The 21,128-nt window shown below is 44.9% G+C and carries 18 protein-coding genes; 15 read left to right on the forward strand and 3 right to left on the reverse strand.

Going from position 1 to position 21,128, the window contains the following annotated elements; translation table 11 throughout:
- The first annotated feature begins 17 nt into the window (after window positions 1–17).
- The 6 genes from V6W81_RS08755 to V6W81_RS08780 all read left to right on the forward strand — a co-directional run bounded on the left by V6W81_RS08755 (window position 18) and on the right by V6W81_RS08780 (window position 6,576).
- Window positions 18–971, forward strand: coding sequence for a 4-hydroxy-3-methylbut-2-enyl diphosphate reductase (locus V6W81_RS08755; RefSeq protein ID WP_239292848.1), 954 nt, complete (start codon window positions 18–20; stop codon window positions 969–971).
- Between the two features lie 277 nt (window positions 972–1,248).
- Window positions 1,249–2,313 carry a 3-deoxy-7-phosphoheptulonate synthase gene (gene aroF, locus V6W81_RS08760; protein WP_338542687.1) on the forward strand — a complete coding sequence of 355 codons (1,065 nt, stop codon included), beginning with the start codon at window positions 1,249–1,251 and terminating at the stop codon, window positions 2,311–2,313.
- 406 nt (window positions 2,314–2,719) lie between these two features.
- On the forward strand, window positions 2,720–4,144 hold the full coding sequence (gene glnA, locus V6W81_RS08765) for a type I glutamate--ammonia ligase (protein ID WP_307215657.1): 1,425 nt from the start codon (window positions 2,720–2,722) through the stop codon (window positions 4,142–4,144).
- Between the two features lie 232 nt (window positions 4,145–4,376).
- Window positions 4,377–5,468, forward strand: coding sequence for a 3-phosphoserine/phosphohydroxythreonine transaminase (gene serC / locus V6W81_RS08770; RefSeq protein WP_338543974.1), 1,092 nt, complete (start codon window positions 4,377–4,379; stop codon window positions 5,466–5,468).
- A 216-nt stretch (window positions 5,469–5,684) separates the two neighbouring features.
- Window positions 5,685–6,149 carry a tRNA (uridine(34)/cytosine(34)/5-carboxymethylaminomethyluridine(34)-2'-O)-methyltransferase TrmL gene (gene trmL, locus V6W81_RS08775; protein WP_056698484.1) on the forward strand — a complete coding sequence of 155 codons (465 nt, stop codon included), beginning with the start codon at window positions 5,685–5,687 and terminating at the stop codon, window positions 6,147–6,149.
- 172 nt (window positions 6,150–6,321) lie between these two features.
- The gene (locus V6W81_RS08780; protein WP_024629045.1) at window positions 6,322–6,576 is read left to right on the forward strand and encodes an AbrB/MazE/SpoVT family DNA-binding domain-containing protein; all 255 of its coding nucleotides are present in this window, start codon (window positions 6,322–6,324) and stop codon (window positions 6,574–6,576) included.
- 124 nt (window positions 6,577–6,700) lie between these two features.
- On the opposite strand, the gene V6W81_RS08785 is transcribed toward V6W81_RS08780, so the two are convergent.
- A complete protein-coding gene (locus tag V6W81_RS08785; protein ID WP_338542691.1) occupies window positions 6,701–7,612 on the reverse strand; it encodes a serine hydrolase domain-containing protein in 912 nt (303 codons plus the stop codon).
- Window positions 7,613–8,082: 470 nt separating this feature from the next.
- Between V6W81_RS08785 and V6W81_RS08790 the strand changes: the two genes are divergently transcribed.
- From V6W81_RS08790 to V6W81_RS08815, 6 genes are all read left to right on the forward strand, one after another.
- On the forward strand, window positions 8,083–8,847 hold the full coding sequence (locus V6W81_RS08790) for an alpha/beta hydrolase (RefSeq protein WP_338542692.1): 765 nt from the start codon (window positions 8,083–8,085) through the stop codon (window positions 8,845–8,847).
- Window positions 8,848–8,857: 10 nt separating this feature from the next.
- On the forward strand, window positions 8,858–9,817 hold the full coding sequence (locus V6W81_RS08795; RefSeq protein ID WP_128101106.1) for an ABC transporter permease: 960 nt from the start codon (window positions 8,858–8,860) through the stop codon (window positions 9,815–9,817).
- A gap of 17 nt (window positions 9,818–9,834) precedes the next feature.
- Window positions 9,835–10,737 (forward strand): carbohydrate ABC transporter permease, encoded by a 903-nt coding sequence (locus V6W81_RS08800; RefSeq protein ID WP_145047950.1) that lies wholly within the window; start codon window positions 9,835–9,837, stop codon window positions 10,735–10,737.
- A gap of 132 nt (window positions 10,738–10,869) precedes the next feature.
- Window positions 10,870–12,465 carry an ABC transporter substrate-binding protein gene (locus V6W81_RS08805; protein ID WP_251382846.1) on the forward strand — a complete coding sequence of 532 codons (1,596 nt, stop codon included), beginning with the start codon at window positions 10,870–10,872 and terminating at the stop codon, window positions 12,463–12,465.
- Window positions 12,466–12,586: 121 nt separating this feature from the next.
- The gene (gene bglX, locus V6W81_RS08810; protein ID WP_338543975.1) at window positions 12,587–14,752 is read left to right on the forward strand and encodes a beta-glucosidase BglX; all 2,166 of its coding nucleotides are present in this window, start codon (window positions 12,587–12,589) and stop codon (window positions 14,750–14,752) included.
- A gap of 138 nt (window positions 14,753–14,890) precedes the next feature.
- On the forward strand, window positions 14,891–15,907 hold the full coding sequence (locus V6W81_RS08815; RefSeq protein WP_338542695.1) for a LacI family DNA-binding transcriptional regulator: 1,017 nt from the start codon (window positions 14,891–14,893) through the stop codon (window positions 15,905–15,907).
- Between the two features lie 377 nt (window positions 15,908–16,284).
- Here V6W81_RS08815 and V6W81_RS08820 read toward each other — a convergent pair whose 3' ends face one another.
- Window positions 16,285–17,349 carry a phosphodiester glycosidase family protein gene (locus tag V6W81_RS08820; protein ID WP_338542697.1) on the reverse strand — a complete coding sequence of 355 codons (1,065 nt, stop codon included), beginning with the start codon at window positions 17,347–17,349 and terminating at the stop codon, window positions 16,285–16,287.
- On the reverse strand, window positions 17,346–17,756 hold the full coding sequence (locus tag V6W81_RS08825) for a uroporphyrinogen-III C-methyltransferase (RefSeq protein WP_056698453.1): 411 nt from the start codon (window positions 17,754–17,756) through the stop codon (window positions 17,346–17,348). Before V6W81_RS08825 ends, V6W81_RS08820 begins: the two co-directional genes overlap by 4 nt.
- Before the next feature lie 433 nt (window positions 17,757–18,189).
- On the opposite strand from V6W81_RS08825, the gene V6W81_RS08830 reads away from it, so the two are divergent.
- The 3 genes from V6W81_RS08830 (at window position 18,190) to V6W81_RS08840 (ending at window position 21,085) form a co-directional block, all read left to right on the forward strand.
- The gene (locus tag V6W81_RS08830; RefSeq protein ID WP_056698450.1) at window positions 18,190–18,846 is read left to right on the forward strand and encodes a response regulator transcription factor; all 657 of its coding nucleotides are present in this window, start codon (window positions 18,190–18,192) and stop codon (window positions 18,844–18,846) included.
- A 144-nt stretch (window positions 18,847–18,990) separates the two neighbouring features.
- Window positions 18,991–20,214, forward strand: coding sequence for a PLP-dependent aminotransferase family protein (locus tag V6W81_RS08835; protein WP_338542698.1), 1,224 nt, complete (start codon window positions 18,991–18,993; stop codon window positions 20,212–20,214).
- A gap of 244 nt (window positions 20,215–20,458) precedes the next feature.
- A complete protein-coding gene (locus V6W81_RS08840) occupies window positions 20,459–21,085 on the forward strand; it encodes an FMN-dependent NADH-azoreductase (RefSeq protein WP_056698444.1) in 627 nt (208 codons plus the stop codon).
- Window positions 21,086–21,128 lie beyond the last annotated feature (43 nt).

Consider the following 21,128-nt stretch of genomic DNA (forward strand, 5'->3'; position numbering starts at 1 on the left):
AGCGGGTGGCAACCAAAGTGGAAGTACTGCGAATTTCGCCAAGGGGATATTGTTACGGAGTTGTGGATGCCATGGTTTTGGCACGTCAGGCTGCACGTAATCTAGATCTACCCCGGCCTATATATATATTGGGAATGATTGTTCACAACAAACATGTGACAGATTCCTTTGAAGATGAAGGCATCGTTACACTGGATGGACCTAACCGGATGGAAATTTTGAGTCAGGTGGAGAGTGGCACTGTTATTTTTACAGCGCATGGTGTATCTCCAGAAGTCCGTAAGCTGGCACGTGATAAAGGGTTGACTACAGTGGATGCGACTTGTCCAGATGTTACGAAAACTCATGACCTTATTCGTGAGAAGACGGCTGAAGGGTATCAGATTATCTATATCGGCAAAAAGAACCACCCAGAACCTGAAGGCGCCATTGGTGTTGCTCCAGATCAGGTTCATCTGATTGAAAAGGAAGAAGAGATTGATCAGTTGAATGTACCAAATGGCAAGATTCTGATTACCAATCAGACTACAATGAGCCAGTGGGACATCAAACATATTATGAGTCGTCTTCTGGAGAAATTTCCAGGTGCCGAAATCCACAATGAAATTTGTCTCGCAACACAGGTTCGTCAGGAAGCTGTAGCTGAACAAGCAGGACAATCGGATCTCGTTATCGTTGTTGGTGATCCGCGGAGTAATAACTCAAACCGACTAGCTCAGGTATCCGAAGAAATCGCGGGTGTAACAGCTTACCGTGTGTCTGACGTAGCTGAGATTCAGCAGGAGTGGCTGAAGGGCGTGAACAAAGTAGCGGTTACCTCGGGCGCTTCAACGCCGACACCGATCACAAAGGAAGTTATTACGTATCTGGAGCAGTATGAGCATGATCAACCAGAGACGTGGGAAATTAAACGTACTGTGAACATGAGTAAACTGTTACCACCTGTGCGTGAGAAAACACGTACGACCTAAAACCAGAATGAATCTTGCGCTAGTCTTCCATTGCCTTTGGAACCTAGCTCGCAAGATTCTTTTTTTTGGATAATGTGCAAACGTATGAGGTCCTTGACGAAGAAGGCAGACTATGGTATATTTACTTTAGTGGTTAAAAGCTTAAAAGCGAACAAGCGTTTAAGCGTGACAGAGAATAGTTAATAATCAGATGCACTTTATGGAGTGCTTTTATTGTTCGTAATCAGAAACGAACATATTGAACAACCTCACATACAAGGAAGGATGGGAATATATTATGATCGTTATTGCAGGCAAAGCTACTCCGGAGGAACAGATTCAGGATATTGTAGCCGTAATCGAAAAGGAAGGTCTTCAAGTTCATATTTCACGTGGAGAAGATCGTACAATCATCGGCTTGATCGGCAAAGTAGAACCTAAAATGCAGGAGCATCTTCATCAAATGAAGGGTGTAGAGAATGTAGTCAAAATCTCGAAGTCTTACAAATTGGCAAGTCGTGACTTCCACCCAGAAGATACAGTGATCTCAATTAAGGGCGTTGACATTGGCGGAAAGGAACTTGTCGTCATGGGTGGACCGTGTGCGGTTGAATCCGCTGCACAGATCGATGAGATCGCTGGTCTGGTGAAAGCAGCAGGAGGACAGGTGCTTCGTGGTGGTGCGTTTAAACCACGTACAGGTCCATACAGCTTCCAAGGTACAGGTGTGGAAGGTTTGATCATGATGGCTGAAGCACGTAAGAAGCATGACCTGTTAACCATCACAGAAGTCATGACACCGGAATATGTAGATATCTGTGCAGAGTACGCTGATATTCTGCAAGTAGGTACACGTAATATGCAGAATTTTGATCTGTTGCGTAAATTGGGTGAGTGCGGTAAACCTGTACTGTTGAAACGTGGATTCAGTGCGACTTATGATGAGCTGTTAAATGCGGCAGAATACATTCTAGCAGGCGGTAACCCCAATGTAATGCTCTGTGAGCGTGGGATCCGTACTTTCGAATCATACACTCGTAATACGCTCGACCTGTCAGCAATCCCTGTATTGCAGTCTCTGAGCCATCTGCCGGTCATCTCAGACCCAAGTCACGGTACTGGACGTCGTGAGCTCGTTGAGCCAATGACGAAGGCTTCTGTTGCAGCGGGCGCAAATGGTTTGATTATTGAGATGCATACGGATCCAGATAACTCTATGACAGGAGACGGTGTACAGTCGTTGTTCCCTGATCAATTCGCCAACCTATTGCAGGATCTAGAGAAGTTGGCACCAATCGTAGGTAAAACATTCAACACAGCTAAACAACCAGCAGAGTTCTTCCCAGCTAGAGTCGGCGTATAATTTATAAGTAAGCTATATGTGCAAAGTTCCGGACATCTACAGGCTGTTCATTCAACATGAATGCAGCTTAAGGATGTCCGGTTTTTCATTCTTTTGGTCATTGAATGGATTTATTAATCAATGGTGATAAGAAACATTTATGATGTGAAGTTTTTTCCATAATTTAGGTATTAATGCACCTGCTTTACCGCATTAAATCGATTAAATATAGCTTGTACAAGTTGTTATACGAAGTTCATGTATTTATAAAATGTGAGTATAGCTAACATCCTCGCAAAAAATACCTTACATAAGTATTGACGATGTCATGTTTGAGATTTTATAATGACGACAGAAAAAAATTCGAATATGGACATTTTCATTAGTGGGGTTGTTTATTGTTCGGAATATTTGGGAGGACGAATACATGTCGGTTGAAAACGTATTGAAAGCAATTCAAGAGAACAACATCGAGTGGGTAGATTTTCGTTTTGTAGATTTAGCTGGTCGTGCACATCACATCTCGTTGCCAGCTTCGGCTGTTGATGCAGACACATTCGTAAACGGAGTAGCTTTTGACGGTTCTTCTATCCAAGGTTTCCGTGGAATTGAAGAGTCCGATATGGTTATGATGCCAGATCCTGAAGCGACATATGTCGATCCGTTCACAGCACACCCTACATTGAATGTTATGTGTGATATTTTCACACCTGATGGTGAGCGTTATGAGCGTGACCCACGCAGCATCGCTGTTAAAGCAGAAGCTTTCTTGAAAGAAAGCGGCGTTGGTACAGCAGCATTCTTCGCACCTGAGTCTGAGTTCTTCATCTTCGACGATGTACGTTACGAGAGCGGTACGAACAGCTCTTCTTACTATGTTGATTCCGAAGAAGCATCTTGGAACACAAACCGCAAAGAAGAAGGCGGCAACCTGGGCTTCAAAGTTCGCACGAAAGGCGGATATGTTCCAGTAGCTCCAGTTGATACTCAACAAGACATTCGTAGTGAAATGTGTCGTCTCTTGGAAGAAGCAGGTTTGTCGATCGAGCGTCATCACCATGAAGTGGCGACAGCAGGTCAAGCCGAAATCAACTTCCGCTTTGATACGTTGAAGAAAACAGCAGATAACCTGCTTGTATACAAATACATCGTGCACAACACTGCACGTCAATATGGCAAAGTAGCTACATTCATGCCAAAACCATTGTTTGGTGACAACGGTAGCGGTATGCACGTACACCAATCCATCTTCGATGGCGATTCCCCATTGTTCTATGACAAAGCGGGATATGCTAACCTGAGCGAAATGGCTCTGCACTACATCGGAGGTATTCTGTACCACGCTCCAGCACTGATCGCTTTGACGAACCCTAGTACGAACTCATTCAAACGTCTCGTGCCTGGTTATGAAGCACCGGTTAACTTGGTTTACTCCAAAGGTAACCGTTCTGCAGCGGTTCGTATCCCAGTTGCAGCAGTGACACCTAAAGGTTGTCGTATCGAGTTCCGTACACCTGACTCCACAGCTAACCCTTACCTGGCATTCTCCGCAATGTTGATGGCGGGTCTGGACGGAATCAAACGTAAAATCAACCCAACAGAGCTTGGATATGGTCCATTGGACAAAAATATCTATGACCTGTCCGATGCAGATAAAGAAAACATCCGCAGCGTGCCAGCTTCTTTGGAAGAAGCGCTTGATGCACTGGCAGCTGATAACGAATTCTTGACTGAAGGCGGCGTATTCACTAAAGAATTCATTGATAACTATATCAACCTCAAACGTGATGAAGCTAAAGCGGTAGCGATCCGCATTCATCCGCACGAGTACAGCCTCTACTTCGACTGCTAATCCAGTCGGAACGGACTGTTCCTCATTCAGAAAAAGCCTCCGGGATTCGTTCTCGGAGGCTTTTCCTCGAATTGAAATGTTGTAGTGCTTTAACTTTGCAGGGTGATAAAGGAATTTGATAGCTCATATTGTGTTTTCAGTGCTTATTTCACTTGAAGCATATAGGGAATACTGATATCATAGCGATAATATTTACTTCTTATGTAAGCTACGGATGGAAAGGGCGGGGGATATTTTGACAAAGAGAGCGTATAATTTTAATGCAGGACCAGCGGCACTGCCACTTGAGGTTTTGGAGCGTGCTCAGGCGGAATTTGTTGATTTTCGTAATACAGGTATGTCGATTATGGAGATGTCCCACCGTGGAGCTGTGTACGAATCGGTACATAACGAAGCTCAAGATCGTTTATTATCTTTGCTTGGCAGCCCGAAAGGCTACAAGGTGCTATTTCTACAGGGCGGTGCAAGTACGCAATTTGCCATGTTGCCTATGAACTTGCTCGGTGCGGGTCAGACAGCCAGTTATGTGAATACAGGCAGCTGGGCTAAAAAAGCACTGTCTGAGGCTAAATTAATTGGTGAGGCTCAAGTGGTCGCTTCGTCCGAAGCGGACAAGTTCATGAAGCTTCCAGATGTATCGAATCTAAGCCTGCCAGAAAACAGTGCATATGTACATTTAACATCCAATGAAACGATTGAAGGGACACAGTTCAAGGACTTCCCGGATACAGGCTCTGTGCCTCTAATTGCAGATATGTCCAGTGATATCTTCTGTAAACCATTTAAGTTGAATCAATTCGGGATGATCTACGCTGGTGCGCAGAAGAACTTGGGCCCATCGGGGATTACGGTTGTCATTGCTCGCGAAGAGCTAGTGAGTGAGTCACCTAAAACAATCCCGACCATGTTCCGTTACAGTACACATGTGGAGAATAACTCCCTTTACAACACACCGCCTTCCTTCTCGGTATATATGGTGAATGAAGTGTTGAAATGGATTGAAGAGCAGGGCGGCCTGGCAGGTGTCGAGCAAAAGAATAAGAAGAAAGCCGAATTGCTCTATAATACGATTGATTCTTCCGGTGACTTCTATCGTGGTTGCGTCGATGTTAATGACCGTTCCTTGATGAATGTTACATTCCGTCTAGCGACAGAGGAGTTGGAGAAACAATTTATTAAGGCTTCTGAGCAAGAAGGATTTGTAGGTCTGAAAGGACACCGTAGCGTAGGTGGTCTGCGAGCATCTATCTACAATGCAGCTCCATATGAGAGTGTGAAAGCACTCACGGACTTTATGACCCACTTCCAACAAACGAACGGGTAAAGAGGAGAGAGTCACAGGAGCAACAAGAGATTGGGCATTAAATTGCGTGTTCAAAGAGGTCGTCATCCTTCGTAATGAAAAGCGGACTTGTCGACTAACCTCTTAAAACGTTGCATCTGTGCCTTTCCAGAGCCTTCCACATTGACGTGTGGAGGGCTTTTCTTTAAGATTAAGGGATTGTCGTTAAACATGAATGAAAAAGGAGATCGAACCTATATGGCTTTACACATTGTTCTGGTTGAGCCCGAGATTCCCGCGAATACGGGCAATATATCCCGCACATGCGCGGCTACCGGCATCCACCTACATCTGGTTCACCCACTGGGGTTTCGTACGGATGACGCTACACTGAAGCGTGCAGGCTTGGATTACTGGCATGCTGTACACATTGAATATCATGATTCTTTTGCTGAAGTTCAAGAGAAATTCCCTGAAGGACGATTTTTCTATGCAACGACGAAGGCGAAGAATCGGTATAGCGATTTTGAATTCCGTGATGGGGATTTCCTCGTTTTTGGTAAAGAAACCAAAGGACTTCCGCCGGAACTTATTGCGGCTAACCCAGAAACGTGCATGAGAATGCCAATGACAGGTGACGTACGGTCGTTGAATCTCTCAAATTCCGCAGCGATTATCGCATATGAGGCATTGCGTCAACTGGAATTCCCGGGCCTAGATTGACCGGGTTCCATCCTGCTAAATAGGTTACGAATGGTCAAAAAAAACATTTTTCAAAAAAAAGGACAAAAAATGTTTATTTCCAGCAGGATTCGACAAAATGTTGGCGAATCTATAAACTTAGTACAAATGTACCTAGAAATTTAGAGTGAGATAGGAGAGGTGTGCCGTAGCTATGAAGCCAGCTGGAGTCGTTCGCAAAGTTGACCAATTGGGTAGGATCGTATTGCCTAAATCTTTGCGTAAAAGGTATCAAATGAATGAAGGAGATCCTGTAGAGATCCTAGTTCAAGGGGATCATATTATTTTGGAGAGATACCGTCCAAAATGTATTTTCTGCGGATCAATGGAAGAAGTCAATGAGTTCAAAGAGCGTTACATATGCGCACAATGTTTAGATGAAATGACCCAGCTTCCACAGCACGGGTAATAAAATTACGTCATGGAGGAACACTCCATGGCGTTTTTTCTTTTTGAAGACTAGGCTAACCTATGGATAGGAGAAGGATAACTCAAGCATGTGTAGCTGATCTTATCATTTGCTCCTTGTTAGTTCAGGATAGGATCGGGAGAATCTCATTCCACACAGCATTAAGAATCTGCTGCATTTGATCTTCTTCACTATTGATCGAGATGACGGCGTGCTGTGCAGGCAAAATGATACAAAGTTGACCATGAGCGCCATCAGCCCGATATGCATCATGCGAACACATCCAGAATTGAAATCCGTAACCCTTACCCCAATCACCATCTCCAGATGTCATAATCTGTCTACGTGTAGCACTTCGAATCCACTCAGCAGGTATAAGCTGCTGCCCCTTCCAGTTGCCCTCTTGAAGAAGCAATTGTCCGAATCGACTCAACTCCTCATTGCTAATCCAAAGACCCGCACAACCCAAAGTAACGCCAAGTGGAGAGGTTTCCCAATCGACATTATGTATACCCAGTGGTTCAAATAAGCGTGGGGTTAGAAAGTCCTTCACGGTTTGGCCAGTTACTGCTTGAAACAGAGCCGAGATCATGAAGGTATCCCCACTACTGTAGGTAAATTGTTTCCCTGGCATTCGATCCAAGGGTAGCGACATGTAATATTTGACCCAATCCTTCTCTTCCAAAGAGGCACGTTCTTCTACGTGTAGTGGAGGATTGTCATGTCCAGAAGACATACGAAGTAGATCCACCAACATTAACTGCTGTGGCGGAAACATCGTCTCGGTGATGGAGGTGGGACTATCGTATGTGAAATAATCGCCAAGTGTTGAATTTAGGTGAAGTAAGCCTTCTTCGATCGCAAGACCAACAGCCATGCATGTGAAGGATTTACTAATGGAATGTTGTAATCGTCGAGTGTCTTGATTGCGATCCCATTGTGCAATGAGATCTCCTTGATGTAATACGCGAGCGGATAACACGTTAAGACGTTCATTCATGATTTTATGAACAAATCCATTTAGCCTATTAGTCATATATAAACCACCTTTCGCAGGATGAAACCCTAGTGAACTAGGTTGGTGAAACGTTTCCGTAACCAAATGCAAAATTAGGGTTTATGTTAGTACATTCCGGGATTGATGTCAATGAATGATGTGCAAACGGTTACGTATAGGCAGTTACCCGCCAGATAAAGTGCCTTTTGGCGCAATTTATAGGGTGCAAAACATGTTTTTTAACAAAAAAAGCGCGAAAAATGTAAAAAGGTTATTGACAGGATTTACTGATCGGGATTATGATTTATTCGAAACGATTCGAAGAAATCGCTTCCAAGTGAATTATGGCTTTTGTAAGTCCATATATATTAAAGTTGATTGAATTTGAAACGATTCGAGAGAATCGTTTCGATAACCCAGCAAACAACAGGGGAATCTACGACATGCTGCAGGCAAGCACCGCAAAAGAGTAGAGTGAGGGCGGCAGTCGATAATGAAAGGGGTTACAAATGGCGCATATAACGATCGAAACGGGATCACCCACGTTATGCATGAATACGAGCATACATGTTGTGTCCAGTGACTCTGGAGAGACTTCAGGCGGTACGCTATATCTGCTGCATGGGGCAGGCGATAATGCAAGTACATGGCAGCGTCTGACGACAATCGAAATGTACGCTCAGCAGTACGGCTGTACCGTCATTATGCCAGAAGCCAATCGAAGCTATTACACGGATATGGAATACGGCCTGAATTACTTCCACTACATCACTCAGGAGTTACCTGACTTATGCAAGCGTCAGCTTAATCTGAATTCCGATCCAGCGAAGACGTATGTTGCCGGTTTATCTATGGGTGGATATGGTGCGCTGAAATGTGCACTGACTTATCCAGAACGATATCGCAAGGTCGCTTCCTTATCGGGTGTGACGGATATTCAGAAACGTTTACAAGATCCGATGATGCCTCCAGACATGATTAAAGAAATGAAAGCGGTTTTTGGTGAACAGTTGGTAGTGAAGCCTAATCAGGATCTATACACCTTGTCAGCCAACTTGCTGCAGCAGGGTGGAGCCTTACCCGATATTCTGAGTTGCTGCGGCGATCATGATCCATTTGTCGAGATGAACCGAGCATTCGCTGAATATATGCAGGATACCGCTTTTGAATTTCGGTATGTGGAGACACCAGGCACTCATGAATGGAGATTTTGGGAACAGCACCTAAGAACGATGTTTGATTTTCTGTATAACGACAAGACCAAAGTAGAGTGAGGAGATGCAAATGAAACCTGCAGCCGAAGGACCTAGCAAAAAGCTGAAGGGACACGTGAAAGGCAATTCGCTCTGGAGTGAAATCTGGAAGCACCGAATGACATATACCCTGTTGATACCGGGACTTGTCTGGTTGATCCTATTTGCCTACATGCCAATGGGAGGTCTATCTCTGGCATTCAAAGACTACAAGGCAAACTTGGGAATCTGGGGCAGTCCATGGAGCGGATTTGAGAATTTTAAATATGTTTTCCGTGACCCAACCTTTATCGATGCCGTATGGCGAACGCTGTACATCAATATTTTGAAACTGATCATCCAGTTCCCGTTCCCGATCATTCTGGCATTGTTGCTGAATGAATTGCGAATGCGCAGAGGGAAGAAATGGTTCCAAACCGTCCTTACCTTCCCCCACTTCCTATCTTGGATCATTGTATCTGGGGTAGTTATCAACGTGCTGGCGTATGACGGACTGGTCAATAGCGCGCTTGGATTACTCGGATTGCCAACGATTAATTTCTTAGGTTCCGAATCGAACTTCGTACCCATGCTGTTATTGACTGATATCTGGAAATCAAGCGGATGGGGCGCAATTATCTTCCTAGCAGCTATATCCGGTATTGACCAGGATCAGTATGAATCAGCACAGATTGACGGAGCTTCGCGTATGCAGCAGATGTTCCGTATCACGCTGCCTAACATTCTTCCAACGATCACGGTTATGTTTATTCTGTCGGTTGGTGGACTCATGTCTTCCGGTTTCGACCAGATCTTCAACTTAGCCAACGCTGCAACCAAAAATGTATCAGAAGTGCTCGATGTATATATCTATCGAATCACGTTCCAGTCTTCAACCGATTTCTCATTCTCGACAGCAGTCAGCCTATTCCGTTCCATCGTGAACATGATTTTGTTGCTTCTCGCTGACCGATTTGCGAAATGGCTTGGCGGAGACGGATTGTTCCGATAAGAGAGGAGGAGTAACGAATGAGTAAGAAAGCGAACAAGAAGCCGAGAATTGGCACTGAAAAAATGACCTTTCTCGATTACATCATATTTGCCATTCTACTTGTGCTTGCCTTGATGATTCTAATTCCGTTCTGGAACGTGATCATGATCTCATTTGCAACACAAAAGGAATATGCTGAAAATCCATTTCTGATGTTCCCGAAAGAGTTCACACTGGATTCATACCGAGCATTATTCGCTGACGGAAGTATCATTTCAGGGTACAAAAACACACTTATTTTGCTCGTGATTGGATTGCCGCTCAGCTTGTTCCTGACAACGAGTATGGCTTACGGCTTGAGCCGCAATAAGTTTCCGTTTAAAAAGTTTCTGTTTTTCCTAGTGCTGTTCACTATGATCTTTAATGGTGGGATTGTACCACTGTATCTCATTATGAAATCGTTGCACCTTACAGGTACATTGTGGTCAGTGATCCTCGCGGGAAGCTTCAGTGCCTTCAATATGATTCTGATGATGAACTATTTCTATACCTTGCCAGAGTCACTGATGGAGTCTGCGAGATTGGATGGAGCGGGTGAATGGAGAATCCTGTTCTCTGTCGTTCTTCCACTGGCGACGCCGATCATAGCTACCATCACGCTCTTCTATGGGGTAGCTTACTGGAACAGTTGGTACGATGCGATGATCTTCTTGCGAAAAGCGGATCAGTTACCATTGCAGAACGTGCTCAGGACGATCATTGTTACGTCTCAGACCAATGCATCCAATGCATCTAGTGTCGATGCAACCCAAGTCAGCAACTTCTCTATGGGTATGAAGATGGCGGCTGTATTTGTAACGATGGTTCCGATTATGTGTTTCTTCCCAATGCTGCAGAAGCACTTTGCCAAAGGGGTATTAACAGGGGCAATCAAGACCTGATTATACGTATAGAGGTAGTTCAGAAAGTGCGCTTTTAATTACGCAAAATGCCTGTGGGCACCATCGGCATGGAACGTCCTTTTTGAACACGAGTAGGTTTAGAAATTCAACTACAAACATGGGGGTAAGAGCATGAACACGAACAAAAAGTTGTCAGTTAGATCGATCTTTGCTATCACACTTTGTTTATTGATGCTGGTGGTGACGGCTTGTTCTAATGGTGGCTCAGAAGGTAGTAACGAAAAGGACGCAGATGGCAATTACAAAGATAACCTGACCATCTCTGTAGCGAACCTGACGGAAATTAAAAACGGAAATTTGGATAATGACTTCCATAAGTTCTGGACAGACAAATTCAATGTAACGTGGGATTACAACTATATCGACTGGGATTCATGGGGCGAGAAGCTTCGTCTGTGGATCAACTCGGGTGACTTGCCGGATGTATCGGTATGGAACTACGTTCACGGAGATGCGCTGAATAACATTGATCAAGGCTTGTTCTACAAATTCCCGGATGATTGGAAAGAGCGCTGGCCGAATGTTGCTGCAGCGTATAACTTGACAGGGCTTGGCGATAAGTTGGAGGAGCTGACAGGTGGAACGTATCTCCTGCCTAGACCGATTTATTATGAGAACAAACCTGCTGATCCACTTACGAACCAAATCGGTGTCATTGCTCTTCGTAAGGACTGGGCAGAAGCGGTTGGTTTCGAATTGAAGGATGCGTATACCACATCTGAATTGAATGAATATGCTGCACTCGTAAAAGAGAAAGATCCAGGTAAAGTGGGGAACAAGCTTGTACCCCTGTCTTATAACGCTGCTGATGCGATGACTAACATCATTATGCCAAACAGCGTGCATGCGATCACAGATTCTCCATTCTTCAAAGGTGAAGATGGTCAGTTCCACTGGGGACCAGCAGAGCCTGAAACACTTACAGGGCTGAAATTGATGCAAAAAGCATATAAAGATGGTTTGCTCAACCCTGAGTTTTACACATGGAAAAACAATGAAGGTCAGAACAACTTTAAAGTAACAGGTACAGCAGCAGTAACAAGTCTGGGTGGACTTGCTTCATACAGACAAGGTCTAGATTCGGATATTCGTAAAAATCTAGGTGTAGATAGTGATGAAATGGTTCATACGGCAATCGTTCTTGGTGACGACGGTAAATACCGTAACCTGGAGCAAGCCAACTTCTGGTCCGCATTGATCTTCAATCCGGAGATTAGTGACGAGAAATTTGAACGCATCATGGATCTGATTGACTATTCCGCAACCAAAGAGGGACAATTGCTCATCAACATGGGCTTTGAAGGAACCGATTGGAAATACGATGAGAACAACGAATTGGTGAGCTTGCTGCCAGAAGGAACGGTTCTAGAAGATAAGTACCCAGCTCGTTTCGAAGGATTATACCTGCTTGGTGACGATTTCAGTGTAGTCAACCCTGCGATCAAAAAGGATTACCGCGACCGTGCCGTAAAACTGTTTGAAGAAAAAGCAAAACTTGGTACAGAGGGTCAATCGCTCGCAACCTATGACTGGGATGTCAACCTATACGACTCCAAAGCGAAAAGTCAGGCTTCATTCGATTACCAGAACGAATATGCAAACCTGATTCTCAAAAGTGGAGATCTGGAGGCTAACTGGAAAGAATGGGTGAACAGTAAAATGTCTCTGGTTCAACCTTACCTGGATGAGCTGAACGAACAATTTTAAGTGAAGATTCAGGAAGTAGATGGGACATGGTGGAAGTAACCTGTCTCATCCACCCGAACCCGGTGCGTAGTTAAATATGCAGCCGGGTTCTTTAATTCAACGAGGTGTGGAGGAATACATGATGAATAATGAGCAATTGATCGATCTGGTGGGACAGATGACTTTGGAGGAAAAGACAGCCCAGCTGCTCCAATTAACTTCTAACTTTTATGAAGGGACGGATACGCAGGGGCAGATTACTGGCCCGATGGAAGAGATGGGAATTACCCAGCAGTCTGTGGATGCAAGTGGCTCTATTCTAGGGTTGTCCGGTGCTCAGGCGATTATTGATGTGCAGCAAGCTTATATGGAAAAAAGCCGACTCGGCATCCCCCTTTTGTTCATGGCAGATGTCGTGCATGGGTTCAAAACGATTTTCCCCATCCCGCTGGCGATTGGTTGTTCATGGGATACCCAGTTAGCGGAGCAAAGTGCTGAAATTGCAGCACGTGAATCTGCAGTATCTGGTTTACATGTTACATTTGCCCCTATGGTGGATTTGGTTCGCGACCCGCGCTGGGGTCGTGTCATGGAAACGACAGGAGAAGACCCTTATCTGAACAGCTTGTTCGCCGCAGCCTTTGTTCGTGGATATCAAGGGGACAATCTACAGGAGGAGACAGACCGGCTCGCGGCCTGTGTCAAACATTTTGCTGCGTATGGTGCGGCAGAGGGTGGTCGTGATTACAACACGGTGGATATGTCGGAGCGCAATCTTCGTGAGTATTATTTACCAGCTTATAAAGCTGCGCTCGATGCAGGTGTAGAGATGGTGATGGCATCATTCAACACAGTGGACGGTATTCCCGCTAGTGGCAATGAGAAGTTGATGCGTGACATTTTGCGTGAGGAATGGGGATTCGAAGGGGTGCTTATCTCGGATTGGGCTTCCATTCGTGAGATGATTGCCCACGGGGCAGCGGAGGATGATCGTGAAGCTGCATATCGTGCGATTCGTGCTGGTGTGGACATCGAAATGATGACACCTTGCTATGTTCATCATCTGCCTGCGTTGATTGCGAGTGGTGAGGTGAGCGAGAAACTTATCGATGAAGCGGTACTTCGTATATTGCAGCTCAAAGAAAAATTAGGCTTGTTCGATAATCCGTTCCGAGCAGCCAATCCAGAACGGGAGCGCGAGATCGTGTTCTCGAAGGAACACCGTCAGGTGTCCTATGAGCTGGCTACCAAGTCGGCAGTGCTGCTGAAAAATGCGAATGGCATTCTTCCATTGAATCCACAAGCCCATATTGCCTTGATTGGCCCATTTGCCGAAAGTGAAGATATTCTAGGATGGTGGTCATGTGAAGGGGTAAAAGCGGATGCAGTTAAGCTGGGAACAGCATTGCAGGAACGTCTTGGCACAGATCATGTCCATCTTGCCCAAGGCAGTGGTGTGCATACGATCACATCGGAGCAGATTGCAGAAGCGCTAGAAGTTGCAAGCAAAGCAGATTTGATTGTACTTGCGCTGGGTGAGGATTCGGACATGAGTGGTGAGGGTGGATCACGCACTGATATTCGTTTGCCAGCAGCGCAATTAGAGCTTATCAAGCATATAAGATCTACAGGTAAACCGTTGGCAACTGTTATCTTCAATGGCCGCCCACTTGATTTACATGGCATATGGGAAGAATCGGATGCCGTACTTGAAGCGTGGTTCCCAGGTAGTGAAGGTGGGACAGCCATCGCTGATGTGCTGACAGGTGTGGTGAATCCGTCTGCTCGATTGACGATGTCCTTCCCTCAATCGGTAGGCCAAGTTCCTGTCTATTACAATCATTTTAATACAGGTCGACCATTGAATCCTCAGAAGACGGAGGAGCGCTATGTTTCCAAATATATCGATAGCCCGAATGACCCGTTGCTCCCATTTGGTTATGGTCTATCTTATACAACCTTTGAGTATGGTTCACTTGATATCTCCAGCCGGGAGCTGAGTAATGAGCTGCCTCTGACCATCAAGGTGAAGGTAACCAATACTGGAGAACGTACAGGCGTGGAGACCGTTCAGTTATATGTGAGGGATGTAACGGGTGAAGTGGTACGTCCAATGCGTGAATTAAAAGATTACGTCAAGCTGGAGCTGGCTCCAGGTGAGACAGGCACTGCAACGTTTACGCTAAGCGAGGCACAGCTTCGCTATCACCACTCGGATCTGAGTTATCGTAGTGACAAAGGCACATTCCACGTCTATGTGGGGCCGAATAGCCGTGATACTCAGGAGACTAGCTTCCAATTAGTATAGTCGGTTATATGTTTAAACGAGGCTATTATGGAATGGTCTCGTTTAAACTAAATTCCATTTTGAATATTCAAAGAGTATAGAAGACATCGGGTTCTCTGATCTGGGGAGCCTGATCCATATAACAGAGGAGCGAAGAATGTGGTCAGTATTAAGGATATCGCCAAGAAGGCGGGGGTTTCGATCTCCACCGTGTCGTATGCACTGAATGGCAGCAACAAAGTGACAGATGAAACGAGCTCCAAAATTTTGGCCATCGCCAAAGAGCTGAACTACGTTCCGAATGCTGCTGCACGGACGTTGAAGAAAAGGGAGTCCAAAATTGTAGGTGTATTTCTGACCGATTTTAGCGGAGATGTCTATGGGGACTTGCTTACTGGCATGAAGGCGGTCTGTAACGCACAAGGGTATGACCTAATAGTATGCAGTGGTAGACAGTCTCATCGGATGCTTCCAGAACGAATGATCGACGGAGCCATCATTCTAGATCACACCTTTGCCAGTGAGGAATTGCTGCAGTACGCTGATCGTGGACACAAGATCGTTGTGCTTGACCGGGAGTTAGATCATATGAATATCAATCAGGTTCTGCTGGATAATAAGGCTGGAGCAACGCTTGCGATGGAGCACCTTATGGAGCAAGGGCTTACCAAGATATACGTAGTGACTGGTCCGGAAGGCTCGTTCGACTCTGTACAGCGTATGAAGGCTGTGAGACAGGTTACTGAGCGTGAACCCAGTGTGGAATGGACGGTGATTACGGGGGACTTCGAGAAAAGTAGCGGAGAAATGGCTGCGAATCAGATCATCCAAGAATATACGAGCCCCGTTGGTGTGTTCTGCTTGAACGATGAGATGGCGATTGGGCTATGTAACCGACTTGCCAGTAGTGAGCTACAGGTTGGACAAGATATCCACGTCATTGGATTTGATAATATTGAACTTAGCAGTTATGTTAGTCCAAGGCTCGTTACCATTGATTATTCCAAACGAAAATGGGGCTCATTGGCAGCAGAGCAATTAATTAAACTTATGGCTGGAGAACCAGTAGAGCATGAACGGATCTACGTGAAACTCGTAGGAGGAGGCTCTGTTCGCAATCAGGTTGAACATACATCTGTTATAACCGTAGGCGACAATTCGGCGGCGTATTATTGATGATGCAGTCCAAAGGTCGCGAGTATATAACGTTTAGCGCGCAAGAACTAAGAGACAAGAATTAAAAGAATGATTACATTCTTTATAATCCTTGTCTCTTGTTGTATTGTCTGTATTTGAGTCCAGGGTACAAACTTAGATTTAGGCTTCGTTATAGGCAAAGAAAAAAGCCTCTTCGCGAAGAGGCTTGGCCATTATAGACCTTTTGTTTTGTCATTGTTGTAGGATGCAGTCAGGATGCCTGCCATATACAGAGCGAGTACGATTGCGATAATCCAGAATGTCAATGAGAACGACATATACTTGCCACCTCCTGCACATATCTCAATTTCTTCTATTATAACCAATATGGGAAGAAAAGGAATGCCTATACAGGGTTATTTATAAAATAAAAAGTGAGTAGGTACAGGTCTGAGATTTCCATCCGATGGATTGTTGACCACCCGATTGTTCAGAACCAGTGACGAAGATCCACCACCGTCTAGATTATATGCGTCAACGACGCCAAGCTTGTACAGCCGAGCTTGTAGCTCTTCTAAGGTTGCCCCGGAGCTACCTTTCTCGTTATAACCATCCACTACAATAATCAGTATCTGATCATCCTTGTAATTGCCGATGACAGTACGTGGAGCCCGCTTAGGGGATACCTTCCATTTAGCAGGGATAGGCGTTTTACGACCATTTTGCAGCAATACAGGTACAAACGTAGCTCCAAACTGAGGCTGTAGGCGATCTAGGGAGCCTTTGTCAAAAAACTTGCCACCGACGAGCTTACCTGCATCGTTCAGTCCTACAAAAAATAAATCTTTAAAACTAGCCTGAAATCCATTCACATACTTTCCATCCATAACGGTTGTACTTAGAGGATAACGTTTGCCCCCGCTATCAGCGAAGCCGCCCGCATTAATTCCAGCAATGGCTCCGGTGCGTCTGACAGCCTGCATGGTCGTCTCTGACTTTCCGGCTTCACTATTGAGAGCCATCTGCATCGCTGTCGGGTCTTTAAGCTTGATTTTCATTGCATAGCCCTTATAAGTGCCCGGATTAACTCGGTACATCTCGATCGTAAGACGGTCACTGTTGATCCGTTCAAATGGTACGCCCAGTTTAGACGAGATCCGTTGATTGTAGATCGTCTCTGGGCGAGTGGCTTGTGACGTCGCCTTTTGAACAAGAGCTGACATTGTACTTGTTGTTTGATTGTATAATTGCGTTGTCTTTTTAATAGAAGAAGATGTTTGGACGGCAGCTTCTTCAGCCCCCGAAAGATCCTGACGAATAGCTTGGGTTTGAGAAGTAATCGTCTCTTCCGGCGGCGTGAGTTCCGCTAGACTAGCGGGCTCAAGCGAAGGACGAAACAACAGCAGACAGAGCATAAGTCCAACAAATGGAGCGAGTGCAAGCATAAAAAAACGATTAACCTGTTTGACGGGTGTAATCATTTGAGCAGATCCATCTTTTTCTGGAGGGTCTCCAGTTGTTTTTTGACTTCGCTCAGTTGGGTATACAATTTATTGCTGTTGTCCGTTTTGTCGTTTGCATTGTCCTTGGTGAAATTCAGCAATTCGTTGAAGGATTGCACTTGTCCCTGTAAGTCAGAAACTTCCTTCGATATCGTTGTTAGCTGCTTTTCATATTCTGATTTCAATGCGTTAATCTGCTGTTGATTATGTGTCTGAAGCTGATCAATCATCTGCCGCTGGAGATGGTTACTATAATAGTAGGTTCCGATTACTCCGAGTGCAATGAGCACAATCCACATGACCAGAAACAGTTTAATTGAAGAACCGGCCTTGCTTTTGGTGCTCCGGGTGTGATGGGTGTCAGAAGGTTGAGCAGAAGGTTTCATATCATCACTCCTGGTTATTTATAGGTACTAAAAAAATTCCAATCCTCATTCTATCACGCCCCTATTGATTACGCAAAAATGAAATTCTTTCAGTAATAGGATAAAAAGAGATTGCATCGGAAGGAAGTCCTAGGATACAATTTCTTATAGATGCAATAAGTAGGAACTTTGGGCAAGTTTTTCGACCTTTTTAGCTAGGAATACAGGAGAATTATACTATATTGTGATCGTAATAGACGGAATAATTGGGATTTTAGCACAATATAGAACATATGTAGGGCTTGATCAGAGCCTTATCACTTATTTTTCTTCAAATTTCGACATTGTGCAGCGTATGCTTCTTCTATACGTGGACTGTCGCAGGCAATGGTGAAGAGTGAAGTCGAAGGATAGAAAAGCAAATTTGTCCAATACATAACCAGGGGGAACAACAATGAAAAAAGTATGGCAGGTGGTCATCGTAGATATCCACCCCACCAGCATGCTGGGAACGAAATTAATTTTGGAAGAGCAACAGGATCTGCTGGTACGTGGCATGACTTCGACAGGAACAGAAGGACTTGAGTTGGTGAAAGCCAATCAGCCTGATCTGGTTCTGATGGATTATCGACTTCCCGAAGGTCAAGCAGATCAATTTATTTCCGAAATAAAAACGGTATCAGCGCACAGTCATATCGTTATTCTCACGGATGAGGATAATGTGAAGTTATTCCGTCATCTAATGAATCTCGGGGCAAGCGGAATGCTGTCCAAGCAGGCTTCCCCTAGCCAACTGATTCATCTGATATCTGGACTGCGCGAAGGTTATGTGTCCATGCCGATGGCTTGGTTGACCAGCGCAGAATGGGCGGAGCCGATTGAATCAAGAGCGGAAGAATTCATCGTAGATTTGACGGAAACCGAAAATTTTATTATGGAAAGAATTGTTCAAGGGGTAACCTATGATAAAATAGCGAGTGAGATCAACGTTAGCCGTCGTTCGATCGACAACTATTTGCGTAAAATCTATGTGAAGCTAGACGTGAGCAGTAGAGCGCAAGCTATCGAGCGGTATGCGTTGTGTGCCAGACAGACCAAATCCATCTCTTGATGAGCCGCATTTCATGACTCTCGCGTTCTAGGATTCGTTAAGTGACATGTACAATCGTCATATTCTATGTTTTATTGGAATAGGTTGTAGTGGCTACGAGCTATGTGCATAGTTCGGAATAGGGACGAAAGGAGAACGAGACCAATGAGATATTTCTTCGCCTCCCGTACAAACAGACTGTTGTCTTCACCGCTCAGGGATATTCGCAAAATGTCTGACAAGGATTATTTCATTTCTCTAGCGGAGGAGTTGCCAGCAGAGGAATTGTTCCCATTTAAACTGCTGGAAGAGGCGGCTGTGTCTGTATTTAGTTCGGGTCCCTCTGCGCTTCAGTATGGTGAACCGGCTGGATACAGACCCCTAAGAGAGTGGCTGGACAAGGATTGGAACACTCGCAAAGGCATACGAACAGTTCCGGAGCAGATATTATTAACGACTGGAACGCAGCAGGCCATTGATCTCGTCATGAGATTGCTGCTAGAGCCAGGGGATTCTGTTCTAGTTGAACACCCCACATCTCCAGGCTGCCTCGAAGTTTTGGAGATGCAAGGAGCCACCATTGTGCCTGTGATGGGCGACTCTGACGGAATATTGCCAGATCAATTGGAACGCCATATGCAGCAGGTGAGGCCGAAGCTGCTTTTTGCTGCACCTAGCTTCTGTAATCCTACGGGTACGTTGTGGAGCTTGGAACGACGGGAGGCGGTATTGGACTTATGTTCTCGTTATGGTGTGCTGCTTGTAGAGGATGATTCGTACGGTGAATTGCATTTTGATGGCCTTCAGACCGAGGATTTCTATCGCAAATACCCATCACTCTTCGCATTGGATACAGCAGATCAGGGTGGACATGTCTTGTACATTGGTTCGTTCAGCAAAACGGTTGCGCCAGCCTTACGCACAGGATGGGCTGCAGGTCATCCTGCTCTAATTCAGGCGATGGCATCGGTTAAACGGATTGCAGATGGACAATCCAGCCCAATGAATCAGCGATTGTTGTATCAACTATTAGCACATTCTCCTTTTCGCTGGACGGATCATTTATCCTTGTTGAACCGGGAATACAAAACCAGGCTGAAATTGATGCTGGAATTGTTGAAAAGGCCTGGCTGGAAGGGTTCCAATTACGATATACCCCGAGGGGGCATGTATCTATGGGTGGAATTACCTGAAGGATTGGATAGCGGGGCATTGCTTAGAGCAGCTCTGTTAAAAGGTGTATCTTTTCTACCGGGTTCTCTCTGTTCTACAGGAGAACAAGATCATCGTCATATTCGATTGAACTTCAGTCATCCCGGTCGAGATGAGCTGTTACTTGGCATGAACCTAATCAGCGAGTCCATCGCCGAATTTACGGCACGTAGTTAATTACACAGTAGAATAAATACAATTTATATAGTGAAGCAAAATATTGGATCTGCACCTGAGATGGTCGTTACACGTACATTTCAGGCTGCGGGTTCTATTCCGTCCAAAGTAATTACGTTATTGCATCCACTAACATTTTTATATATAATGTGTATTAATAAGTTGTGCTCTTATAAATAGGGGCGGCAATTTTAATTTAGTGCCTATCGCACTTATCATTTTAAATTAACGGGGGAAACCAAACATGGCTAATATTTTATTTGTTAAAGCAAACGACCGCCCTGCGGATCAAGCAGTGAGCGTTAAATTGTATGATGCATTCTTGAGTGCATACAAAGAATCCCACCCAGGTGACACAGTTACTGAGTTGGATCTTTACAATACAGATATCCCTTACTATGGTAACGACGTAATTACTGGTGGTTACAAAGCAGCTAACGGTATCGAAGCAACTCCAGCAGAACAAAAAGCAGCTGCACTTGCTGCACAATTGCAAGATCAATTTTTGGCAGCTGACAAAGTTGTATTTGCATTCCCGCTCTGGAACTTCACAGTTCCTGCTCCATTGGTGAACTACATCTCTTACCTGAGCCAAGCTGGTAAAATGTTCAAATACACTGCTGAAGGCCCTGTAGGTCTGGTTGGCGACAAAAAAGTAGCATTGTTGAACGCACGTGGTGGCGTATATTCTGTAGAGCCTATGGCTTCTGTAGAAATGTCCGTTAAATATGTAACCAACGTATTGAACTTCTGGGGTATTCAAAACCCTGAATTGGTTATCGTTGAAGGACACAACGCTTCCCCTGATAACTCCGAAAATATCGTTAACGCTGGTTTGAAACTGGCTGCTGAAGTAGCTAACAGCTTCTAATTCAGTCGATATGCAATGCAGAGAGCCTGTCTTTCCTATGAGG

Origin of the sequence: Paenibacillus tundrae (assembly GCF_036884255.1) — a bacterium.
Taxonomy (GTDB): Bacteria; Bacillota; Bacilli; order Paenibacillales; family Paenibacillaceae; genus Paenibacillus.

Excerpts from the sequence above, each read along its gene's own strand:
- V6W81_RS08785 (WP_338542691.1), bottom strand. The coding sequence starts at position 7,612 with ATGACTAATAGGCTAAATGGATTTGTTCATAAAATCATGAATGAACGT.
- V6W81_RS08805 (WP_251382846.1), top strand. The coding sequence starts at position 10,870 with ATGAACACGAACAAAAAGTTGTCAGTTAGATCGATCTTTGCTATCACA.
- trmL (WP_056698484.1), top strand. The coding sequence starts at position 5,685 with ATGGCTTTACACATTGTTCTGGTTGAGCCCGAGATTCCCGCGAATACG.
- V6W81_RS08820 (WP_338542697.1), bottom strand. The coding sequence starts at position 17,349 with ATGATTACACCCGTCAAACAGGTTAATCGTTTTTTTATGCTTGCACTC.
- V6W81_RS08830 (WP_056698450.1), top strand. The coding sequence starts at position 18,190 with ATGAAAAAAGTATGGCAGGTGGTCATCGTAGATATCCACCCCACCAGC.
- V6W81_RS08835 (WP_338542698.1), top strand. The coding sequence starts at position 18,991 with ATGAGATATTTCTTCGCCTCCCGTACAAACAGACTGTTGTCTTCACCG.
- V6W81_RS08825 (WP_056698453.1), bottom strand. The coding sequence starts at position 17,756 with ATGAAACCTTCTGCTCAACCTTCTGACACCCATCACACCCGGAGCACC.
- aroF (WP_338542687.1), top strand. The coding sequence starts at position 1,249 with ATGATCGTTATTGCAGGCAAAGCTACTCCGGAGGAACAGATTCAGGAT.
- glnA (WP_307215657.1), top strand. The coding sequence starts at position 2,720 with ATGTCGGTTGAAAACGTATTGAAAGCAATTCAAGAGAACAACATCGAG.
- V6W81_RS08840 (WP_056698444.1), top strand. The coding sequence starts at position 20,459 with ATGGCTAATATTTTATTTGTTAAAGCAAACGACCGCCCTGCGGATCAA.
- V6W81_RS08800 (WP_145047950.1), top strand. The coding sequence starts at position 9,835 with ATGAGTAAGAAAGCGAACAAGAAGCCGAGAATTGGCACTGAAAAAATG.
- V6W81_RS08795 (WP_128101106.1), top strand. The coding sequence starts at position 8,858 with ATGAAACCTGCAGCCGAAGGACCTAGCAAAAAGCTGAAGGGACACGTG.
- V6W81_RS08790 (WP_338542692.1), top strand. The coding sequence starts at position 8,083 with ATGGCGCATATAACGATCGAAACGGGATCACCCACGTTATGCATGAAT.
- V6W81_RS08780 (WP_024629045.1), top strand. The coding sequence starts at position 6,322 with ATGAAGCCAGCTGGAGTCGTTCGCAAAGTTGACCAATTGGGTAGGATC.
- bglX (WP_338543975.1), top strand. The coding sequence starts at position 12,587 with ATGAATAATGAGCAATTGATCGATCTGGTGGGACAGATGACTTTGGAG.